Annotated in this window: 14 protein-coding genes; 1 reads left to right on the plus strand and 13 read right to left on the minus strand. The window is 72.7% G+C overall.

Going from position 1 to position 21,828, the window contains the following annotated elements; translation table 11 throughout:
* Nucleotides 1-51 precede the first annotated feature (51 nt).
* From V9U70_RS25575 to V9U70_RS25615, 9 genes are all read right to left on the minus strand, one after another.
* Nucleotides 52-1,257 carry a DNA polymerase III subunit delta' gene (locus V9U70_RS25575; RefSeq protein WP_336678947.1) on the minus strand — a complete coding sequence of 402 codons (1,206 nt, stop codon included), beginning with the start codon at nucleotides 1,255-1,257 and terminating at the stop codon, nucleotides 52-54.
* 311 nt (nucleotides 1,258-1,568) lie between these two features.
* Complete coding sequence (gene tmk, locus V9U70_RS25580) at nucleotides 1,569-4,832, minus strand: dTMP kinase (RefSeq protein ID WP_336678949.1); 3,264 nt, start codon at nucleotides 4,830-4,832, stop codon at nucleotides 1,569-1,571.
* Between the two features lie 169 nt (nucleotides 4,833-5,001).
* The gene (gene topA / locus V9U70_RS25585) at nucleotides 5,002-7,908 is read right to left on the minus strand and encodes a type I DNA topoisomerase (RefSeq protein ID WP_336678951.1); all 2,907 of its coding nucleotides are present in this window, start codon (nucleotides 7,906-7,908) and stop codon (nucleotides 5,002-5,004) included.
* A gap of 281 nt (nucleotides 7,909-8,189) precedes the next feature.
* Entirely contained in the window at nucleotides 8,190-8,387 is a 198-nt protein-coding gene (locus V9U70_RS25590; protein WP_336678953.1) for a hypothetical protein, read from the minus strand.
* Between the two features lie 837 nt (nucleotides 8,388-9,224).
* Nucleotides 9,225-10,754 carry a DUF7059 domain-containing protein gene (locus tag V9U70_RS25595; RefSeq protein ID WP_336678955.1) on the minus strand — a complete coding sequence of 510 codons (1,530 nt, stop codon included), beginning with the start codon at nucleotides 10,752-10,754 and terminating at the stop codon, nucleotides 9,225-9,227.
* 131 nt (nucleotides 10,755-10,885) lie between these two features.
* The gene (locus V9U70_RS25600; RefSeq protein WP_336678957.1) at nucleotides 10,886-11,563 is read right to left on the minus strand and encodes a small secreted protein; all 678 of its coding nucleotides are present in this window, start codon (nucleotides 11,561-11,563) and stop codon (nucleotides 10,886-10,888) included.
* Between the two features lie 401 nt (nucleotides 11,564-11,964).
* Nucleotides 11,965-14,391 carry a sodium-translocating pyrophosphatase gene (locus V9U70_RS25605; protein ID WP_336678959.1) on the minus strand — a complete coding sequence of 809 codons (2,427 nt, stop codon included), beginning with the start codon at nucleotides 14,389-14,391 and terminating at the stop codon, nucleotides 11,965-11,967.
* A gap of 1,314 nt (nucleotides 14,392-15,705) precedes the next feature.
* Nucleotides 15,706-16,209, minus strand: a complete 504-nt coding sequence (locus V9U70_RS25610) for an ATP-binding protein (RefSeq protein ID WP_336679220.1) — start codon at nucleotides 16,207-16,209, stop codon at nucleotides 15,706-15,708.
* 205 nt (nucleotides 16,210-16,414) lie between these two features.
* Nucleotides 16,415-16,768 carry an STAS domain-containing protein gene (locus V9U70_RS25615; protein WP_003967428.1) on the minus strand — a complete coding sequence of 118 codons (354 nt, stop codon included), beginning with the start codon at nucleotides 16,766-16,768 and terminating at the stop codon, nucleotides 16,415-16,417.
* A gap of 79 nt (nucleotides 16,769-16,847) precedes the next feature.
* Here V9U70_RS25615 and V9U70_RS25620 point away from each other — a divergent pair, with 79 nt between their 5' ends.
* On the plus strand, nucleotides 16,848-19,331 hold the full coding sequence (locus V9U70_RS25620) for a DEAD/DEAH box helicase (RefSeq protein ID WP_336678961.1): 2,484 nt from the start codon (nucleotides 16,848-16,850) through the stop codon (nucleotides 19,329-19,331).
* 7 nt (nucleotides 19,332-19,338) lie between these two features.
* On the opposite strand, the gene V9U70_RS25625 is transcribed toward V9U70_RS25620, so the two are convergent.
* The 4 genes from V9U70_RS25625 to V9U70_RS25640 all read right to left on the minus strand — a co-directional run bounded on the left by V9U70_RS25625 (nucleotide 19,339) and on the right by V9U70_RS25640 (nucleotide 21,819).
* Complete coding sequence (locus V9U70_RS25625) at nucleotides 19,339-19,824, minus strand: TlpA family protein disulfide reductase (protein WP_336678964.1); 486 nt, start codon at nucleotides 19,822-19,824, stop codon at nucleotides 19,339-19,341.
* Between the two features lie 399 nt (nucleotides 19,825-20,223).
* On the minus strand, nucleotides 20,224-20,628 hold the full coding sequence (locus tag V9U70_RS25630; protein WP_336678966.1) for an Rv3654c family TadE-like protein: 405 nt from the start codon (nucleotides 20,626-20,628) through the stop codon (nucleotides 20,224-20,226).
* A gap of 428 nt (nucleotides 20,629-21,056) precedes the next feature.
* Nucleotides 21,057-21,566, minus strand: coding sequence for a TadE family type IV pilus minor pilin (locus tag V9U70_RS25635; RefSeq protein ID WP_419724028.1), 510 nt, complete (start codon nucleotides 21,564-21,566; stop codon nucleotides 21,057-21,059).
* Nucleotides 21,553-21,819 carry a DUF4244 domain-containing protein gene (locus V9U70_RS25640; protein ID WP_336678968.1) on the minus strand — a complete coding sequence of 89 codons (267 nt, stop codon included), beginning with the start codon at nucleotides 21,817-21,819 and terminating at the stop codon, nucleotides 21,553-21,555. Before V9U70_RS25640 ends, V9U70_RS25635 begins: the two co-directional genes overlap by 14 nt.
* Between the last annotated feature and the right edge of the window lie 9 nt (nucleotides 21,820-21,828).

Raw genomic sequence — 21,828 nt, forward strand, 5'->3', positions numbered from 1 at the left:
GCCCCGCCCCCGTCGGCCCGCCCGCGCGGACCGCGGCCGACCGGCGCCCTCTCAGCCCGCCCTCAGCGACATCGTCATCGCCTCCACCGCCAGCAGCGGCGCGACATTGCGGTCCATCGCCTCCCGGCAGGCGGTCACCGCCTCGATCCTGCGCAACGTCTGGGCGGGCGTCGAGGACTCCGCGACGCGTTCGAGGGAGTCGTACACGTCCGCGTTGGCGATGGCGATCCTCGAACCGAACTGCAGTGCCAGCACATCGCGGTAGAAGCCGGTGAGCTCGGTCAGGGCCAGATCGAGGCTGTCGCGCTGCGTACGGGTCTTGCGGCGCTTCTGCTTGTCCTCCAGCTCCTTCATCGCCCCCGCCGTGCCGCGCGGCATCCGGCCCCCGGCGACCCCGCCGAGCGCCGCCTTGAGGTCCTCGGTCTCCTTGACGTCGACCTCTTCCGCCATCTGCTTGGCGTCCTCTGTGGAGGTGTCGATCAGCTCCTGGGCCGCCTTGAGGCAGCCGCCGACGTCGGCGATCCGCAGCGGGACCTTGAGGACCGCGGCCCGTCGCGCCCGTGCCCGCTCGTCCGTGGCCAGGCGGCGGGCCCGGCCGATGTGCCCCTGGGTGGCGCGCGCCGCGGAGTGCGCCCGCTCGGGGTCGACGCCGTCGCGGCGGATCAGGACGTCGGCCACGGCGTCCACCGGCGGGGTGCCCAGGGTCAGGTGGCGGCAGCGGGACCGGATCGTGGGCAGGACGTCTTCGAGCGAGGGGGCGCACAGCATCCAGACCGTGCGCGGCGCGGGCTCCTCCACGGCCTTCAGCAGCACGTTGCCCGCTCCTTCGGTGAGGCGGTCGGCGTCCTCCATGACGATGACCTGCCACCGGCCGACCGCCGGGGAGAGCTGGGCGCGCCGCACGAGGTCGCGGGTCTCCTTGACGCCGATGGAGAGCAGGTCCGTGCGGATGACCTGGACGTCGGCGTGCGTACCGATCAGGCTGGTGTGGCAGCCGTCGCAGAAGCCGCAGCCGGGTTCTCCGCCCAGCGCCCGGTCCGGGCTCGTGCACTGGAGCGCGGCGGCGAAGGCCCGTGCCGCGGTGGACCGGCCGGAGCCGGGCGGCCCGGTGAACAGCCAGGCGTGGGTCATCTTCGAGCCCTGGTCCAGGGGCTCGCCGGCGGACACGGAGGTGACCAGCGCGTCGGCGTCCTTGGCGGCGGCGGCGAGCTGTTGCCGCACTCGGTCCTGTCCGACCAGGTCGTCCCATACGGTCATGGGTCACCGCCCTTCCGGTGGTGTCGTGCTGTACTGCGGAAGCACGGCCCGCACGGATGCGCGGCCCGCGGGGGTGCACGGGTCGACGGAGGTGCGGACCGTGGAGGCGCACGGCCCGCACGGGCCTGCGACCCGCACGGATGCGCGGCCCGCACGAGTGCGGTCGTTCACTCGCCCGAGGTGCTCCGTGAGCTCCGCGAGCTCCGTCCGTCGTCGCTCCCCATTGTGGGGGACGCCGCTGACAGTCCGGCCCGCGCGCCCCTGAGGGGACGGGCGGGCCGGTCACTCCGCCTCTGCGGCAGGGGCGGGCGTCAGCCGCGCGGGCGTCGCCCGCGGCCCCCGGCGTCCTCGTCGTCCGGGCCGCCGAGCAGCTCGTCCGCCAGGGTGGGCAGGTCGTCCAGCGGGGTCTCCTCCGCCCAGTCCGGGCGGGGGCGCTTGCGGCGGCCCTGCTGCCGGCCGCCGCCCTCGCCACCGGACGCCCCCCTGGCCTGCGGGTCCTCGACCTGCGGCAGTTCCCGGGTGCGCTCGTTCTCGCTCTCCGGCGCCGAGGGGCGCCGGCCCTCCTCACGGAAGTAACCCGGGGGCACCCGGTCGGAGGGCTGTTCACCGCGCACCGGTGGCAGCACGGCGGTCTCGTCCGCGTCCCTGGCCTCCCGTGCCCCGCGGGGGGCCCGGTCGTCCGTGACGCGCGGCAGCATCGCCGTCTCTTCCTCCCTCGAAGAGGTACGACGGCTCGACGACGCACGACCGTCGGGGTCGTCCCCGCCCTCGGGCCGGGCCGCCGGAACGGGCTGCGTGATCTCGTTCGGGTTCACGATCGGGGTCGGCACCGTGAGCTCGTTCTCCGGAACCGACGGGCCGAAGTCTCCGCCGGACGCAGAGGACGCCCCGGACTCGCCGGACGCACCGGGGCTCTCCGAGCGCGAGGAGGACTCCGTACGGGAGGTCCGCGAGGCATCGGCCCGCTCTGCCTCGGCGCGGGCCGCCTCCGTCCGGGCGGCCGCCTCGGCCTCGGCCCGGCGGCGGGCCTCCTCCGCGCGCACCAGCGACTCTTCGGCCTTGCGCTGCTTCTCCAGCCGGAGCTCCTCGGCCTCCTTGCGGAGCCGGGCCTCCTCCTCCGCCTGCTTGCGGAGCCGTTCCTGCTCGGCCTCGCGGGCCCGCTCCTCTGCCTCCAGCCGGAGCCGGTCCTCCTCGGCGCGGCGGCGGGCCTCCTCGGCACGCTGCCGGGCCTCCTCCGCCTGGCGTTCGGCCTCGCGCTGCCGGGCCTCCTCCAGTTCGCGCTGCTTGCGCTCCTCCTCCTCCGCGCGCAGCCGGGCGAGCTGTTCCTGGCGCTCCCTCTCCAGGCGCTCCTCCTCCGCCTTGCGGGCGGCCTCTTCCTCCGCCTTGCGCCGGGCCTCCTCCTCGGCCTTGCGCCGGGCCTCCTCGATGGCCCGGATCTCGGCCTCGGAGAGCGGGAGGAGCTGGTCGAGCCGGTGGCGTACGACCGTGGTGATCGAAGCGGGCTCCTGTCCCGCGTCCACCACCAGGTAGCGGGTGGGGTCGGCGGCGGCCAGGGTAAGGAAACCGGACCGCACCCGCTCGTGGAACTCGGCCGGCTCCGACTCCAACCGGTCCGGCGCCTCGGTGAACCGCTCCCGGGCGGTCTGCGGGTCGACGTCCAGCAGCACCGTCAGATGCGGTACGAGGCCGCTCGTCGCCCAGCGCGAGATCCGTGCGATCTCGGTCGGGGCCAGGTCACGTCCCGCGCCCTGGTAGGCGACGGACGAGTCGATGTAGCGGTCGGAGATGACGACCGCGCCGCGCTCCAGTGCGGGGCGGACGACGGAGTCGACGTGCTCGGCGCGGTCGGCGGCGTACAGCAGGGCCTCGGCCCGGTTGGAGAGGCCGGCGGAGGACACGTCGAGGAGGATCGACCGCAGCCGCTTGCCGACCGGGGTGGCCCCGGGCTCCCGGGTCACGACGACCTCGTGGCCCTTGGCGCGGACCCATTCGGCGAGCGCCTCGACCTGGGTGGACTTGCCCGCTCCGTCGCCGCCCTCCAGGACGAGGAAGAAGCCGGTGGCGGCGGGCGCGACCGACGGGTCGCCGCCGCGCAGCGCCTCACGCAGGTCCCGGCGCAGCGGCACGCCCGCCCGGTCGTCCGTCTTGGCGAGGAGGAGGGCGGCGACGGGCAGCAGCAGCGCGCCGAGCAGCATCAGGGTGTAGGCGGCCCCGCCGTGGGCGAAGACGAAGTCGCCGGCGGTCAGGCGGTGCCGTCCGATCCCGGCGGCCAGCAGCGGGCCGGCGACCGCGCCGACTGCGACGAGGACCCGGACGACGGCCTGGAGGTGCTCGGTGGTCCGGGCCTGCCGGAACGCCTCGGTCTCCTGGTCGATCAGGGCGTGCCCGGTGTTCGCGGTGACTCCGGCCGCGTACCCGGCGAGCAGCGCGACGGCCAGGCAGGTCGCCGTGTCCGGCACCAGGCCGAGCGCGAGGAGCGCGAGACCGGTGACGGCGGTGGCCAGCGCCAGCAGACGGCGGCGCGACAGGGTGGGCAGCACGTGGCGCGCGGTGCGGATGCCCAGGGCGGCGCCGCCGGTCAGCGCCAGGATCAGCAGCGCGAACGTGGCCGGTCCGCCGCCCAGGTCGGCGGCGTGCAGCACGGAGGCGGCCGCGGCCGCGGCGACGACTGAGGCGACGGCCCCGCAGGCGGCGACGAGCAGGGGGACGGCGCCGGTGCGGCCCTTGTCGGGCACGTTGCCGGTGGCGGGGCGGCGCAGGCCCTCCAGGGGGGAGCGCGGCCGGGGCGTCCGGGTGGCCGGGAACTCCAGGAAGTACAGGGTGGAGATGGAGGCGGCGAAGAGTCCGGCCGCGACGTACGAACCGAGGGCCGCCTGGTGGAAGGAGAACCACTCCAGGCCCGAGCCGAGGAGGTTGCCGACCAGCGTGGCGGCCAGCAGGACCACCGCGGCGGCGGGGACGGCGAGGAAGTCCGTGCGCAGGGAGAGCCGGCGCAGGGCGTCGAGGCGGTCGGGCAGCGGACGTACGGCGGCCCCCTCGATGGGCGGGGCCGGCAGCAGCGCCGGGGCGGCGCTCTCCTTGGCCACCGTCCACAGGCGCTCACCGGCGCCGGTCACGAAGACGGTGATGAGGATCATCATGAGCGCCTTGTCGGGCATCCAGTCGATCCACAGCGGGGCGACGACCAGCAGCGCCAGGCGCAGCCCGTCCGCCCCGATCATCAGCCATCGCCGGTCCAGCTTGCCGCCCGGCGCCGTGAGCGATGTCAACGGCCCCAGGAGTACGGCTCCGAAGAGCAGGGTGGAAAGAATCCGGGCGCCGAACACGGCGGCGACGGCGAAGGCCGCCCCGCGGTATCCGGCTCCGAATGAGCCCTCGAGGACCGCCGCTTGCAGCGACAGAAGCACCAGCACGAGAAGGGCGAGTGCATCGCCGATACCGCCGACGAGCTGGGCACTCCACAACCGCTTCAGCGGGGGAATGCGCAACAGGGCTCGTACGGCGCGCTCGCGTGAGTCTGCGGCAAGTGTGTCGGAGGTGGGGCTCACGACCGTTGGCTGCTCGGCTCGCGTCATCCGCCCAGCCTATCCGCAGCGGTGCGGTGGCCGTCGGCCCGTCCGAACATATGGCCGCAGACCACTTCCGGCCACCCGTCCCGCGCGCCCACGGGAACGCGCGGCCGCCCGGCACCTGGTGAGGCGCCGGGCGGCGGGGCGGTGCGGGCGGCGGGACCGACGAAACCGGTCAGTCGTCCGACGGGGCGGAAGCGGAAGCAGTCTTCTGCGCCGTCGTCTTCTTGGCGGCCGTGGTCTTCGTGGCAGTCGTCTTGGCAGCCGTCGACTTCTTGGCCGTCGTGGTCTTCTTCGCCGCGGTCTTCTTGGCGGCCGTGGTCTTCGTGGCCGTCGCCTTCTTGGCGGCCGTCTTCTTGGCAGTCGCCTTCTTCGCCGGGGCCTTCTTCGCCGTCTTCTTCTTGGCGGGTCCCTTGGCACGCTTCTCGGCGAGCAGCTCGTAGCCGCGCTCCGGCGTGATGTCCTCGACGCTGTCGTCGCTCCGCAGCGTCGCGTTGGTCTCCCCGTCGGTGACGTACGCGCCGAAGCGGCCGTCCTTCACCACGACCGGCGCACCGCTGACCGGGTCGGTGCCCAGCTCCTTCAGCGGCGGCTTGGCGGCGGCGCGCCCGCGCTGCTTGGGCTGGGCGTAGATGGCGAGGGCTTCTTCGAGGGTGATGTCGAAGAGCTGCTCCTCCGAGGTCAGCGACCGGGAGTCGGTGCCCTTCTTGAGGTAGGGACCGTAGCGGCCGTTCTGCGCGGTGATCTCCACCCCCTCGGCGTCCTCGCCGACGACGCGCGGCAGCGACATGAGCTTGAGGGCGTCGGCGAGCGTCACCGTGTCCAGGGACATGGACTTGAAGAGGGAGGCGGTCCGCGGCTTCACCGCGTTCTTGCCGGTCTTCGGCGTCCCCTCGGGCAGCACCTCGGTGACGTACGGGCCGTAACGCCCGTCCTTGGCGATGATCTGGTTCCCGGTCACGGGGTCCGCACCCAGCTCGAAGTCGCCGCTGGGCTTGGCCAGCAGCTCCTCCGCGAGCTCGACGGTCAGCTCGTCGGGCGCCAGGTCCTCGGGCACGTCGGCGCGCTGGTGGCCCTCGGCGTCCTTCTCACCCCGCTCGATGTACGGACCGTAGCGGCCGACGCGGAGCTTGATGTCGTTGCCGACCGGGAAGGAGGAGATCTCCCGGGCGTCGATCGCGCCGAGATCGGTGACCAGTTCCTTGAGGCCGCCGAGGTGGTCGCCGTCGCCGTTGCCCGCGTCGGAGGCCGTGCCGGCACCGGAGTCGTCGTCGCCGGGCTGCGCGCCGAAGTAGAAGCGCTTGAGCCACGGCACGGACTGGGCCTCGCCCCGCGCGATGCGGTCGAGGTCGTCCTCCATCCGGGCGGTGAAGCCGTAGTCGACCAGTCGGCCGAAGTGGGTCTCCAGCAGGTTGACCACGGCGAAGGACAGGAAGGACGGGACGAGCGCCGTGCCCTTCTTGAAGACGTACCCGCGGTCCAGGATGGTCCCGATGATCGAGGCGTACGTCGACGGGCGGCCGATCTCGCGCTCTTCGAGCTCCTTGACCAGCGAGGCCTCGGTGTAGCGGGCCGGGGGCTTGGTGGCGTGCCCGTCGACCGTGACCTCTTCGGCGGACAGCGCGTCGCCCTCGGCGACCTGCGGCAGCCGCCGCTCGCGGTCGTCCAGCTCGGCGTTCGGGTCGTCCGCGCCCTCGACGTACGCCTTCATGAAGCCGTGGAAGGTGATCGTCTTGCCGGAGGCGGAGAACTCGGCGTCCCGGCCGTCGCTCGCCCGGCCACCGATCTTGACGGTGACGGAGTTGCCGGTCGCGTCCTTCATCTGGGAGGCGACGGTCCGCTTCCAGATCAGCTCGTAGAGGCGGAACTGGTCGCCGGTCAGCCCGGTCTCGGCGGGGGTGCGGAAACGGTCGCCGGAAGGGCGGATCGCCTCGTGCGCCTCCTGCGCGTTCTTGACCTTCCCGGCGTACGTCCGCGGCTTGTCGGGGAGGTAGCTCGCCCCGTACAGCTGCGTGACCTGGGCCCGCGCCGCGGAGACGGCGGTGTCGGAGAGGGTCGTGGAGTCGGTACGCATGTAGGTGATGAAGCCGTTCTCGTACAGCTTCTGCGCGACCTGCATGGTGGACTTGGCCCCGAACCCCAGCTTACGGCTCGCCTCCTGCTGGAGGGTGGTGGTGCGGAAGGGGGCGTACGGGGAGCGACGGTAGGGCTTCGACTCGACGGACCGGACCGCGAAGGAGGAGTCGGCGAGCGCGGCGGCCAGGGCGCGGGCGTTCGTCTCGTCCAGGTGCAGGGTCCGGGCCGAGCCGGCCTTCAGCTGCCCGTCGGGGCCGAAGTCGCGGCCCTGGGCGATCCGGCGGCCGTCGACCGCGCTGAGGCGGGCGGTCAGGGTGGAGGGGTCGGAGGCGTCACCGGTGCGGCCGGTGGCGAAGGTCCCGGTGAGGTCCCAGTACTCGGCGGAGCGGAAGGCGATGCGCTCGCGCTCCCGCTCGACGACGAGACGGGTGGCGACGGACTGGACGCGCCCGGCGGAGAGCCGCGGCATGACCTTCTTCCACAGGACCGGCGAGACCTCGTAGCCGTAGAGGCGGTCGAGGATGCGACGGGTCTCCTGGGCGTCGACCATGCGCTGGTTGAGCTCGCGCGGGTTGGCGACGGCGGCCCGGATCGCGTCCTTGGTGATCTCGTGGAAGACCATCCGGTGGACCGGGACCTTGGGCTTGAGCACTTCCTGGAGGTGCCACGCGATGGCTTCGCCCTCGCGGTCCTCATCGGTGGCGAGGAACAGTTCGTCGGACTCGGCCAGCAGCTGCTTGAGCTTCCTGACCTGCGCTTTCTTGTCCGCGTTGACGACATAGACGGGCTGGAAGTCGTGCTCGACGTCCACCCCCAGGCGGCGTACCTCGCCGGTGTACTCGTCCGGGACCTCGGCCGCGCCGTTCGGGAGGTCGCGGATGTGCCCGACGCTCGCCTCGACGACGTATCCGGGGCCGAGATAGCCCTTGATCGTCTTCGCCTTGGCAGGCGACTCGACGATGACGAGTCGGCGGCCGCCCTGTGCGGTCTCGCTGGTCGGGGACAACTTCGCTCTTCTCTCCGGTCGACACTCGATGGGCATCCGGGTGGCGTCGTGACGCTGCCCGCGATGCTGTCGCTGCGGAGTGTGACGGTACAACCCGCCCCCGTGTCAAACGGCAAAAGCCCGCAACGGCCACTCGAACGGTAACCCGACTTCCGCCATTCCTGCCGCCCGGTCGGTCGGGTCCGCACGGCGCGAAGCGTCGGTCCGCGGCTTTCCGAGGGCGTACGCGGCGCCCATCGGGCGGCCCGTCGTCCCGGGCGCGGCCCTGCCGGAGGCGGGGGTCAAGCGAGCGTGAAACACCACACCCCGAGGGAGACGGAAACCACGCCGAACAGCGTCGTCAGCGCGGTGGAGGCGACGGGGCTCACACCGTGGATCACCGGCGCGCGGTGCACGACACGCGCCCCGGTCCAGACGAGGAGGGCGGTGCCGAACAACGCCAGGGCCGTACCGGCGAAGACTGCTGAGACGCTCTCCATGTCGTACCCCTCGACCTACGCGGCGCGCCACCCGGGGCCGGCCTGGCCGGGACCCGGTGCCGGGGCTCGGGCCCGGCACCGGGGAGGCTGCCACCTCGGGGCATCACCCACGCGAACCCGGGGTGAACAGCACTCCCATGGCACCCGGCAGAACGCCACCGGTCCTAGCCGCTCTCCACCCCGCCGCCCTCCGCTCCCCCGTCTCCGCCTCCGCCGCGTCTCTCTGCCCGCGTCTGCGTCTGCCTCCGCTGGACCGGGCGGCGTTTCCGGGGGGGCTTACGGTGGGGCCTGGGCCCGGTTCGGGGCGAGGTCCGGCGTGAAGTCGGCAGGCGCGGGGTCGGCGAGCGCGGCCGGCTGTCCTGGGGCCGCCGGGCGTCGGTCGGCAGGCGCGGGGCCGCCGGGGCTCGCCGGAGACAGCGCGAGATACGAGGTCCGGTGGCGGCGGTCCGGGGCGCGGCCCGAGGCAGCCCGGACCGGAATGCGCGCGCCGGGCGCACCAGGGGACGCGGCCGGAGGGAACCCGCTGGCACGCGAGGCACCGGCCATCGCCCACGGGGCCGGGCCCCGCCTGAGCGGAACGCGGTCACCGCTCGAACGTGGGACCTGCCGAGCCGCCCCCGGTCCGTTGCTCCGCCCGTCGGCTCCTCCACCGGAAACCTGTCTACGGCTCCGTCGACGGCCCGCCCGCCAAGCTCTCTCCGTCGACGGCTCGCCCGCCCGGCTCTTCCCGTCGACGGGCCGCTCAGCACGCCCGGCACGCCCGGCCCGGGGCATCGGCTTCCTCCTCTGTCGGCCGTTGCCGCCGACCCCGACCGTCCGCCGCCGTACGCGTCCGGCCTACACGCTTCCCCGCCCGTCCTTTGGCGGCGTCGGCTCCAGGAACCCCTCCTCGACCAGCAGCCGGATCGCCTGCGGGGTGCGGTCGCGCAGGAGTACCGGGTCCTCGGCCATCAGCTGCGCGATGGCGTCCAGGATGCGCCCGGCGGGGAGCGACCCGTCGCACACGCCCGCGAACCCGGCGGCCACCGCGTCGACCTTGGTCGCCCGCATCATCCCGCGGTGCTGCCGCAGCACCACATGCTCGGGGTCCTCCGCGCCCGGCAGGCCCACCTGCTCCTGGACGACCTCGGCTGCCAGGCTGAAGTGTCCGGCGAGCAGCGCCGCGTCGTCCTGGTCGCGGAGGTAGTCCTGGCGGGCGAAGTGCTCCTGGACGGCCTGCCCGAGCGGCTGCTGCACGGCGTGCGGCCACTCCTCGACGACGATCGAGGGACGTCCGGCAGCGGCGGCTGCGGACTTGCGCAGGGCGATCCAGCCGAATCCGACGGAGCGGGTGCCGCGCGCCTCGAACTCGTCGAGCCAGGCTTCGTACCGCTCGGCGTATGCGGCGGGGTCGCTGCGGTGGTCGCCGCCGTCCCGCAGCCACAGCTCGGCGTACTGCGTGACGTCCTGCACCTCGCGCTGCACGATCCAGGCGTCGCAGCCGTACGGCACCCAGGAGCGCAGCCGGTCCTGCCACTCCTCGCCCTCCACGTGCTGCCAGTTGGCGAGGAACTGGGCGTAGCCCCCCTCGTTCAGGTGGTCGCCCGACTGCTGCACCAGGGTGCGGCACAGGTCGTCGCCGCCCATACCGCCGTCCCGGTACGTGAGGCGGGCGCCGGGCGAGATGACGAAGGGCGGGTTGGAGACGATCAGGTCGAACGTGTCGGCGCCGACCGGCTCGAAGAGGGAGCCCTCCCGCAGATCGGCGGGGGCGGCGCCGGACAGGGCGAGGGTGAGCCGGGTGAACTCCAGGGCGCGGGGGTTGAGGTCCGTGGCGGTGACCCGGGTCGCGTGCTGGGCGGCGTGCAGCGCCTGGATGCCGGAGCCCGTGCCGAGGTCGAGGGCGGAGGCGACCGGCATGCGGACGGTGATCCCGGCGAGGGTGGTGGAGGCGCCGCCGACGCCGAGGACGACGCCTTCCTCGCGCGAGCCGATCCCGCCGGCGCCGCCGACCGCGCATCCGAGGTCGGACACGATGAACCAGTCCTCGCCGTCCGGTCCTCCGTACGGCCGTACGTCCACGCCGGCGCGGACCGCGCCGTCCCGCAGGGTCACCCAGCCGTCCGCGACGCACTCCTCCAGCGGAAGGACCGCGCGGGCCCGCTCCTCGGTGACGGCGCACTGGAGAAGGAACAGCCGCACCAGCGTGTCGAGGGGCGCGTCGCCCCGGGTGGCGCGCAGGGCGGGGACCGTCTCGCTGCGTGCGAGCGCGGCATAGGCGGGAGCGCCGAGCCGGTCGAGGAGCCCGTCTGCGGTGAAGTCCGCGGCGAGCAGGGCCTCGCGGAGGCCGGCGGCGTGGTCGGATGCGGGGAGGCTCGTCGTACTCACGCCCCCATTGTGGCCGCTGTCACTGACAACGGCAGCGGCCCGGCCGCTCATCGAGCGTCCGGGCCGTCACACAGCGCCGGTCGCCCGGGCCCGTGCCAAGGGGTCGGCGGCACCGTTCGGGTAGGCCCCGGTTACGACTTCTTCTCCGCAGGCTCCTTCTCGGCTTCCTTCTCCGCCGTCTCCTGCTTCGCGTCCTCGGCGGCGTCCGGGGAGGCGTCCGCGCCGGACGCCTCGGACCCCGAGGGGCTGGCGGGGCCGGTCGAGGCCGTCGGCTTCTGGCAGCCCTTCTGCTTCGACATCGCAGCGCCGACCTCGCCGGACTGGAGCTTCTTCAGCGCTTGGTCGCCAGTGTTGCTGATCTTGTTCAGCTCATCGGCGATGCCCTTGAGGCCGTCGGCGAACTTCGCCTGGTCCTTGGTGTCGAGGGCGTCGACCTCGGTCTTGAGACCGGCGTACGCCTTGGAGGAGGCGTTGAGCTCCTTCACGGCCTCCTTCTGCGTGGTCTCACCGTCCTCGACCGGCGGCGGGCCCGCGGAGTCCACGGCCGCGCCCAGCGACTTGTACGCCTCGGAGATCTTCTGGAAGGCGGCCGAGTCGGTCTTCTGGACGTCGGCGGGCTTGCTGTTGTCCGCGGTCTGCTGCTGGATGGACGCGTTGGCGTCGGCGATTTTCTGCAGCTGGGGCTGGACCTGGTCGCAGACCTTCTTGGCCCAGTCGTTCACCTTGTCGTCGCTGTCGTCGCTGCAGCCCGACAGCGTCAATACGAGTACCGCACCGCCGGACAGCGCGGCTGCAAGCTTCTTGTTCACCGGATTGGTCCCTTCCAAGGCTCTCGGCCCCGGAACTTACACGCCGAGGGGACGAGAGCCAGGTGCCGGGCATCCGGTGTGCATCCTTTTGAAGCCATTTGCACCAAGAGAGATGAGGGCGATGCCACTCGCCAGGCACCGCGCACGCACGAACGGTCACTCCTTCGAACGGTCACGCTCGATCACCGGTGATCCGATGCGGGCACCCGGGGACGAACCCGATGCGGACGCCCGGGGACGACAGGGCGGCACAGCGCTCGACAGCCGACGGCACAAGGTCGCGCACGCGGGCGTGCGCACGAGCGCGGACCGGCGGACGAGGCATCAGAAGGCCCCGCCCACCACTCCTTGACCCCGCGTCAACCGAATGACGCCTCGGCGCCTCCGCCCGCCCGTAGGCTTCAGGGGGCCGCCGCCGGGCCCGGGGCCGAGGGGCCGCCGCCGGCGGGGGCGACGCCGTCCTCGCCCGCGGTGATGCCGCGCCTCCTGGACACGTGGACCGCCGCGACGACGATCACGATGGCGACACCGGCCACCACGGCGCGCACCCAGGGGTTGGCGTCCGCTCCGTAGCTGAACTGCACGATCGCCGGGGCGATGAGCAGGGCGACCAGGTTCATCACCTTCAGGAGCGGATTGATCGCCGGGCCCGCCGTGTCCTTGAACGGGTCGCCGACGGTGTCCCCGATGACCGTCGCGGCATGGGCCTCGCTGCCCTTGCCGCCGTAGTGCCCGTCCTCGACGAGCTTCTTGGCGTTGTCCCAGGCGCCGCCGGAGTTGGCGAGGAACACCGCCATCAGCGTCCCGGTGCCGATCGCCCCCGCCAGGTACGAGCCGAGCGCGCCGACCCCGAGGGTGAAACCGACCGCGATGGGGGCCAGCACCGCGAGGAGCCCTGGCGTGGCCAACTCGCGCAGCGCGTCCCTGGTGCAGATGTCGACGACGCGTCCGTACTCCGGCTTCTCCGAGTAGTCCATGATCCCGGGGTGGTCGCGGAACTGCCGCCTGACCTCGTGGACCACGGAGCCGGCGGAGCGGGAGACCGCGTTGATCGCGAGCCCGGAGAAGAGGAAGACGACCGCGGCGCCCAGGATCAGGCCCACGAGGTTGTTGGGCTGTGAGATGTCCAGGCTCAGCGCGAGCTCGCCCGCCCCCGCCCCGACGTCCTCGACAGCCGTGGCGATGGCGTCGCGATAGGACCCGAAGAGCGCGGCCGCCGCCAGGACTGCGGTGGCGATCGCGATGCCCTTGGTGATGGCCTTGGTCGTGTTGCCCACCGCGTCCAGGTCGGTGAGCACCTGTGCGCCGGCGCCGGTGACGTCCCCGGACATCTCGGCGATGCCCTGGGCGTTGTCGGAGACCGGCCCGAACGTGTCCATGGCCACGATGACTCCCACGGTCGTGAGCAGCCCGGTGCCGGCGAGGGCCACCGCGAAGAGTGCGAGCATGATCGACGTACCGCCCAGCAGGAACGCCCCGTAGACGCCGAGCCCGATCAGCAGCGCCGTGTAGACGGCTGATTCCAGGCCGAGGGAGATGCCGGCGAGCACCACGGTGGCCGGGCCGGTCAGCGAGGATTTCCCGATGTCCTGGACGGGGCGGCGGCCGGTCTCGGTGAAGTAGCCGGTGAGCTGCGCGATGAGCCCGGCCAGGACAATGCCGATGGCCACCGCGATCAGGGCGAAGATCCGCGGGTCGCCGCCGTGCTCGGTGATCGCCAGGTCGGTGACGCCGTCCAGTTCGGCGTAGGAGGACGGCAGGTAGGCGAAGGCGGCCACCGCCACCAGGGCGAGCGAGATCACCGCCGAGACGAAGAAGCCCCGGTTGATCGCGGTCATCCCGCTGCGGTCGGTGCGACGCGGGGCGACCACGAAGATCCCGATCATCGCGGTGACGACGCCGATCGCCGGAACCATCAGCGGAAAGGCCAGGCCGAAGTCGCCGAAGGACGCCGTTCCCAGGATGAGCGCGGCGACGAGCGTCACGGCGTACGACTCGAAGAGGTCGGCAGCCATGCCCGCGCAGTCCCCGACGTTGTCGCCCACGTTGTCGGCGATGGTGGCGGCGTTGCGCGGGTCGTCCTCCGGAATACCCTGTTCCACCTTGCCGACGAGGTCGGCGCCCACATCAGCGGCCTTCGTGAAGATGCCGCCGCCGACCCTCATGAACATGGCGATCAAGGCTGCCCCGAGCCCGAAACCCTCCAGCACCTTGGGTGCGTCGGCGGCATAGACGAGCACCACGCACGAGGCTCCGAGCAGCCCGAGCCCGACCGTGATCATTCCGACCACTCCGCCGGTGCGAAAAGCGATCTTCATGGCTTTGTGCGAGACGGCGGTGAGATCCTTTTCGGGTCCCCCCTCTGCCGGAGCCGCTTCACGGGCGGCGGCAGCCACGCGCACATTGCTGCGCACGGCGAGCCGCATGCCGATGTATCCGGTCGCCGCCGAGAAAAGCGCGCCCACCAGGAAGAACAGCGAACGACCTGCGCGCTGCGTCCCGTTGTCGGCCGGCAACAAGAACAACAGGAAGAACACGACGACGGAGAAAACCCCGACCGTGCGCAGTTGCCGGGACAGATAGGCGTTGGCGCCCTCCTGGACCGCCGCAGCGATCCCCTTCATCCGCTCGGTCCCCTCGTCGGCGGCCAGGACCTGGCGCACGAGGAGCCGGGCGACGACCAGCGCGGCGACGGCGACGACCGCCACCACGACGATGATCAGCCGGTTGCCGTCGGTGAGCACCGCCGCCGCGAGCGAGGCGGGCCGGTCGGAAAACGCGGATTCTTGCGTCAGTGCTGCCATGGGGGTGATGAGGAACTCCGCCATACGTCCTCCTTGACGCTCAGCGCTCAAGTCGTGGACGGAGTGTAGGGAGCGGAGCCCGATCGAAACAGTGGGCAGGAAGAGAATTAATCGCTCTCCCCCCAACGCCGGAAGATCGACGAAGGGATTTCACCCGAACGCGGTAAGGGCGCAAGGTGATTCCCCTGGAGGCCGCCGGAGCACGCACGCCAGGAGTTTCGCCTGCCGCGAAGCAAAGGGCCCTGCTCAACAGGGCCTGGGAAAGAAGAAACCCGTTCAGGGGCAGCCGCTGACGGATCACCGGAACACCCGCGGGCCCTCGAAACGTTTACGGAGCTTCCGTAGGGCGCAGGGAGCGCGTCGTCCGACTTGATGCTCAACCTGTGTGGCTGGGTCGTGGAGTCGCCGATTTCTTCGCGCGTCGCTCCGTGGGGCCGGGATGGCGGGCTGTGTGCAGGTCACTGCGTGCAGCGGGCCGTCCCTACGGCCGACTGGCCGCCCCGGGCCAGGCCGAGGGGATGCGGTGCTTCGGCTGGGCAGGCGGCATCCGGCCGAAGGCGCCGAAAGTCGCGACGGCCCGTGCGGGGTGAGCCTGCCCGCCGGGGGCCGGTTTGTCCCAGGACCGTCGAAGGCCTGCCGCCGGCCGGCGGGCGAGCCGGAGCTGCGCGAAGGCGGCGAAGCGGGGCGACGGCGGCGACGATCAGCCAGGTCCAGCGGTCGGCGGCTTTCCGGGGGCGGGTCTTCGGGCAGGTCCAGCCCAGGGGCTGCGTGAACTGGCGGAAGGGATGCTCGATGCCGAAGCGCCGCAGAACCGCCTGCCTCAGGCGGTCGGCCTGGGCTGTGGTGGCGTCGGCGCCCGACCGCCACAGCGACAGCCGCACCGGCCCCGGGGCGCACCACTGGGCAGGTACTCGGCCTGCGGACGGATCACCGTCCCTCCACTGCCCGGTCGCCATCAGTCGCTCGCTGAGCTCACCTATGTGCCCGGCGGCGACGGTGAAGGTGACAGCGGTGCCCGGTGCCGACCGCAGTACGTCCAGCGACGCGGTCCAGAAACTGTGGGCGGTGTCCAGCGCACAGGCCACCGATTGCGGTCGCCCAGGAGCGTGCATGTGCTGGTCCTTGCCCGGTCCGTAAGTGCTGCCCGGGTCCCGGGGCGGTGCGGTGGGAGCACTGGACCGCGCCGCTGGCAGGCGGGGGCCACACAGGCGGCGGGCAGGAGCACTGGACCGCGCCGCCAGCGGGTGAGGTCGGCGGCTAGGGCCAGGCGCCCACCCGCCGTGTGCGGAAGAGTCACCGCCGTCAGGGCTCGTCGCGGCCGGGCCACACCGATGCGGCCTACGGCCAGGGCGTCGTGCCGAGGATCACGTCAGCGGGGGGGGCCGCGACCGCGCCGTCACCCGTCGGCCAGCTCATCCGGATCACCCCGCCGGCCGCACCCGGACGGACCTCCATGTCGTCGACGAGGCCGCTGATGACCGCCAGGCCCATGTCGTCCTCGCCCTCACCGTCGTGCCCGTGATCAGGCTCGTCCAGCCCGGCCCCGGAAGCGCGGCTGCGCGCTCCGGACACGTCGGATTCGCTGCCGGGACCCGGCACGCTGTCACCGACCTCGATGGAGAAAGCCTTCTCCTCCTCGGTCAGCGCCACGCTGACCGGCGCGCTGATGCCGTGGGTCCGGTGCAGCCCGACCGCACGGCTGCACGCCTCGCCGACGGCGAGCCTGACCTCGTCGAGCACCGCCTCGTCGACACCGGCCCGGCGCGCCACGGCGGCCGCCACCAAGCGGGCCGTCCTGACATGTTCAGGCTGAGCGCTGAAGCGGAGTTCAACGGTGGCCATGCGATCCCCCTCGAACGTTCGGGCATACGCCTCAAGGGCCCGGGCTGGCAGCCCGGTACCCCTGCACTTCTCCTCCGAAGGCAGCAGATCCGACAAAGCCGACAGTCGACCCGAAGGTCGACCGCCTGCTCATCGCGGCCCGAACGCGGCCGCTGCCGTCCTGCTCGCCGCCTGCCGACCGACCGAAGGCCGGCCCGCTCCGACCTCAGTCGGTGGCGGCGACAGCCTCGTCGACCGTGGTGTGAATGGGAAACACCTTGGTCAGTCCCGTGATCCGGAAGATCTTGAGAATGCGCTCCTGGTTGCAGACCAGGCGCAACGAGCCCTCATGGGCCCGGACACGCTTCAAGCCGCCCACGAGCACGCCGAGGCCGGTGGAGTCGAGGAAGTCGACGCCTTCCATGTCGACAACCAGGTGGTAGCTGCCGTCATTCACCAACTCGACCAACTGCTCGCGCAGCTTGGGCGCGGTATACACATCAATCTCGCCACCGACCTCGACGACCGTACGGTCGCCACCAGGGCCGGACACATTGCGAGTCGACAGGGACAGGTCCACGGATCCTCCAGCACCTTGCTATCGAGCGGTCGCCCCTCGCTCTCCCCGACGGAGGCCAGGGGGCGGATCGCCAGCCGCGATGGCATTCAATCACTTACCAGCAGCCATGCACGACGCCTTGGGACCATTGTCCGCCACGCCAGTGACACACTCGGTGCCGATGGCCAAGAATCATCGTCCCGGACGACCACCCGAGAGTGGGGCCTCGCGCCCCTCTCCCACCATGATCCTCGACCGGCTCGCCGCAGGGGCGGGCCGGGCCGCGCGCATCACTCATACGGAGCACCTGCCCCCGCGATCGGGAACCCATGCCCTCTGGTCTGAACGCATCCGGCCAGAAGTGATCTCAGCGATCGAAAAATCCGGAATCGACCATCCGTGGAAGCATCAGGCGGCCGCCGCCGAGCACGCGCTGGACGGCGAGTCGGTCGTGATCGCGACCGGAACCGCGTCGGGCAAGTCGCTCGCCTACCTCGCCCCGGTCCTCAGCACCATCCTGGACGGCTCCGAGGCCCCGAACGGCCGGGGCGCCACCGCCCTGTACCTCGCCCCCACCAAGGCCCTGGCCGCCGACCAGCGGCGTTCGGTGAAGGCACTGGCGGCTCCGCTCGGCACCTCCGTCAGACCTGCGGTCTACGACGGCGACACCCCGGTCGAGGAACGCGAATGGGTACGGCAGTACGCGAACTACGTCCTGACCAACCCCGACATGCTGCACCGCGGAATCCTGCCCTCCCACCCCCGCTGGTCCTCGTTCCTGCGCGCGCTGCGGTTCGTCGTGATCGATGAGTGCCACACCTACCGGGGCGTCTTCGGTTCCCACGTCGCCCAGGTCCTGCGCCGTCTGCGCCGCCTCTGCGCCCGTTACGGGGCCGACCCGGCCTTCCTGCTGGCCTCCGCCACCGCCGCGGACCCCGCCGTCGCCGCCGGGCGGCTCACCGGCCTGCCGGTCCGGGAGGTGTCCGACGACGCGTCCCCGCGCGGCGAGCTGGTCTTCGCCCTCTGGGAGCCTCCGCTGACCGAGCTGCCCGGCGAGAAGGGCGCCCCCGTACGCCGTACCGCCACGGCCGAGACCGCCGACCTGCTCACCGACCTCACCGTCCAGGGCGTCCGCTCCGTGGCCTTCGTGCGTTCCCGGCGCGGCGCCGAACTGATCTCGGTGATCGCCAAGGAACGCCTCGCGGAGGTGGACCGCTCGCTGCCGAAGCGGGTCGCCGCCTACCGCGGCGGCTACCTCCCCGAGGAACGGCGGGCTCTGGAGCGGGCACTGCACTCCGGCGAACTGCTCGGACTGGCGGCCACCACCGCGCTGGAACTTGGCATCGACGTCGCCGGTCTCGACGCGGTCGTCATTTCCGGCTATCCGGGCACCCGGGCCTCCCTCTGGCAGCAGGCGGGGCGCGCCGGCCGCTCGGGCCAGGGCGCCCTGGCCGTCCTGGTGGCCAGGGACGACCCGCTGGACACCTATCTGGTGCACCACCCGGAGGCGCTCTTCCGCCAGCCCGTCGAGTCGACCGTGCTGGACCCGGACAACCCGTACGTCCTCGCCCCCCATCTCTGCGCGGCGGCCTCCGAACTGCCGCTCACCGAGTCCGACATCGCGCTCTTCGGCCCGGCCGTGCCCGAGCTGCTCCCGCAGCTGGAGACGGCGAAGCTGCTGCGCAGACGGGCGTCGGGCTGGCACTGGACGCGCCGCGAGCGAGCCGCCGACCTCGCCGACATCCGAGGCGGAGGCGGCCGTCCCGTCCAGATCGTCGAGGAAGGCACCGGCCGCCTGTTGGGCACCGTCGACGCGGCCGCCGCCCACACGGCCGTCCATGAGGGGGCCGTCCATCTTCACCAGGGCCGCACCCACCTGGTCCGGAAGCTGGACCTGGAGGACTCCGTTGCCTTGGTCGAGCAGGCCGACCCGCCGTATTCGACGGTCGCCCGCGACACGACGGCCATCGCCGTCCTGGAGACCGACACCGAGATCCCGTGGGGGCAGGGGCGGCTCTGCTACGGCTCCGTGGAGGTCACCAACCAGGTGGTCTCGTTCCTCCGCAGAAAACTGATCACCGGCGAGGTGCTGGGCGAGACGAAGCTCGATCTGCCGCCCCGCACCCTGCGCACCCGCGCGGTGTGGTGGACGGTCACCGAGGACCAGCTCGACGCCGCCCGGATCAATCCCGAGATCCTGGGCGGCGCGCTCCATGCGGCCGAGCACGCGTCGATCGGCCTGCTGCCGCTGTTCGCCACCTGCGACCGCTGGGACATCGGCGGTGTGTCGATACCGCTGCACCCGGACACCCTGCTGCCGACGGTGTTCGTGTACGACGGCCACCCCGGCGGCGCCGGATTCGCCGAGCGGGCCTTTCACACCGCCCGTACATGGCTGACAGCGACCCGCGAGGCCATCGCGTCCTGCGAGTGCGAAGCGGGCTGCCCCTCCTGCATCCAGTCCCCCAAGTGCGGCAACGGCAACGAACCCCTGCACAAACGCGGCGCCGTACGGCTCCTCACGGAACTGCTCAGAGCCGCGCCCCCGGGACCCGACGCAGCGAGGGGCCAGGCGGGGCAGTGAACCGGCCTCAGGAGGGCAGCAGTGGCGCGACCAGCCGCTTCAGCTCCGTTTCGCCGATGGCCCCGACCCGTACCGCCGCGATCCGCCCCTCCGGGTCGACGACGACGGTGAAGGGGTAGCCGGTGGTGTTGACCACGCCCTTCGGGAGGCGAAGGAGCCGCCGGCCCTGCGGGTCGTGCAGGCTCGGGAACCGGAGCCCGGCGTCCTCCTCGAAAGCGCGCGCCGCCTCGACCGACACGTCGGCGTTGAGCCCGACCACCCGTAGCCCCTTGCCGCGCAGCTCCTCGTGCACCCGGGAGAGCCCTGGGGCCTCGACACGGCACGGACCGCACCACGACGCCCACGCGTTGACCACGACGACCTTGCCCCGCAGCCCCTTCAGGCTGACCCGGCCGTCTCCGTCCACGCGCTGCCCCGACAGCTCCGGCATGACCACCCGGTTCGCGGGGGCGTAGGACGTCAGCGGCGAAGGCCCGCCGGCCTCCTCCGCCACCGAAGACGATGAAGACGATGACGAACATCCCGTCAGCGCAGCCAGGAGAAGAACTGCCGTAGTCGGGGCTCGTAGCGTCTTCACGGTCTCCGATGATGCCACCGCTCCCCGAGGGCCCAACAGGCGGAAGGAGACCCGAGCCCCCGGTCCGAGCCCTCGGCCACGGAGCGGGCCCGGGCCGAGAGAACGGGCGTCGGTGACAGAGCGGGCATGGGCACTTGTCAGGAGATGAGCCGGCCGGGTGGGAGGAACACCCGTCACGGACGCGGGCGTCGATCGAGAGGGCGGGCGCCGGCCCCCTCCGTCAGGGCGGGGGCCGCCCGTGTCGGCCGGGGCCTTGCGCGCTGCGCCGTTCTTCTCCATGTCCGCCCGCCGGTCGCTACGGCAGGAAGCCGGTGTTCAGATCGTCGGCACCCGACGGGCGACACCGTTGGAGGCGACCCTCCCCTCAACAGGCCACGCCCGAGCAAGCCGGCCAGTCGTCGGCCGCGGATCGGCGGGAGGCCCGGCCCTGGATCTGACAGTGGATTCGTAGGGCCCCCAGCGCGACCGGGCGACCACATCGGCGATCTCCCCGCGCACGGTGCAGCGGACGATCTCGGCGTGCTGCGCGGCGGCCGCACGCCGGGCCGTGCCACAGGCGACGGTCGCCCCCTCCAGGGCGCGATCCGCAGCCGCGAGAGCCGCGAGGTCCGCGGCGCCGCCCGCCCGGTGGCGAGCGGCCACGACCTGGCCGAGCGCGAGGACTACGGCGAACACGGTGCACAAGGTGACCGTGGTGACAGCCACCCACACCGTCGCCACCCCCCGATCCGAGCGGACCGCGCTGCACGATGAGCCGCCCCCTCGCCCCCCGCCCCGACGCCGGTCCCAGAAGAGGCCCCCGTGTCCGCACCGGAGCAGGAACCGCCCCCGCGGCCGCCACTGGACCTGTGTCCGTACCTCGTGCCTGCGCCGGCCCCAGGGCCGAGGCCGCTCACGAGCGCGCGGTCGGCCACCGCAGCGGGCCTGGGGCCGGCCACGGCGGCGGGCCGCCTGAGGCCGTCCCCCGCAGCGGGCCCGCGGCCAGGCACCGGACCGGGGCCGGGACGCGTCCGGGCTTCGGTGACCGAGCCGCCCTCCGGCGCCTGGCCGGGCCGAGGGCCGCTGCGGCCCTCCACCTCGGCCCTCGTCGCGGTACCGCTCCTGCGGAGAGCACGGGCCCCCCTCCCGCGCTTCCGGCCTCGTCACCCTCATGGCCCAGCACCCCCCACCGTCTCCTCTGCCAGGGCAGCCGCCTCGGCGCTGAGAGTCAGGGTCAGCGCGCCGGGCCCCGGCGTCGGCGCTTCCACCCGGACTCGCCATATGCCACCTGTTCTGCCCATCTCGACCCGGGCGCCGCGGGGGGCTGCGTCGCGTGCCGCTGCCAGCACGGTCGCTTCCGGCTCCGAACGCGCTGCGGCACGCGCTCCCACCCTGGCCGCGTCCACGCACTGGATCTGGGCCGAGGCGGCCGCCAGTGCCCAGAGCAACGACATGGTGAAGGCCACCAGCACCGGGATGGCCACGGCCGCCTCCGCCGTGACCGCCCCGTGGTCCCGTCGCCCACGGCCGTGCCGGCCCCGGGCGACGTTGCCGCCGCGCTCTCCGTCCGGGTGTGAGGGACCGCCCTGTGCCCGGCCCCGGCGCGGGAGCCTGCCCCGGCCGGGGAGCCGGGCGCCGGCCCCCTGCCCGTGCCGGCCCCCGCGCTCAGAACTTCGCATCGAGCGCGCCCTCGACCAGGGACTGCATGGCCGACAACACCGGACCGCTGTTGACGACCTTGTAGAGCACCGCCGCGAAGGCACACGCGGCGATGGTGCCCACCGCGTATTCGGACGTGGTCATCCCTCGGTCCGACCGACGCAGCCGCCCCGACCATCGTGCGGTCCACTTCCCCGGTCGGTTCAGCAGCCACGTCGACGGCTGTGCGCGCCGCGCCGCGCCGATGACCCGGTCCTTGAGCTTCGTTGTCATTTCGTCCCC

Origin of the sequence: Streptomyces pratensis, from assembly GCF_037137275.1 — a bacterium.
GTDB classification, from domain to species: Bacteria; Actinomycetota; Actinomycetes; order Streptomycetales; family Streptomycetaceae; genus Streptomyces; species Streptomyces pratensis_B.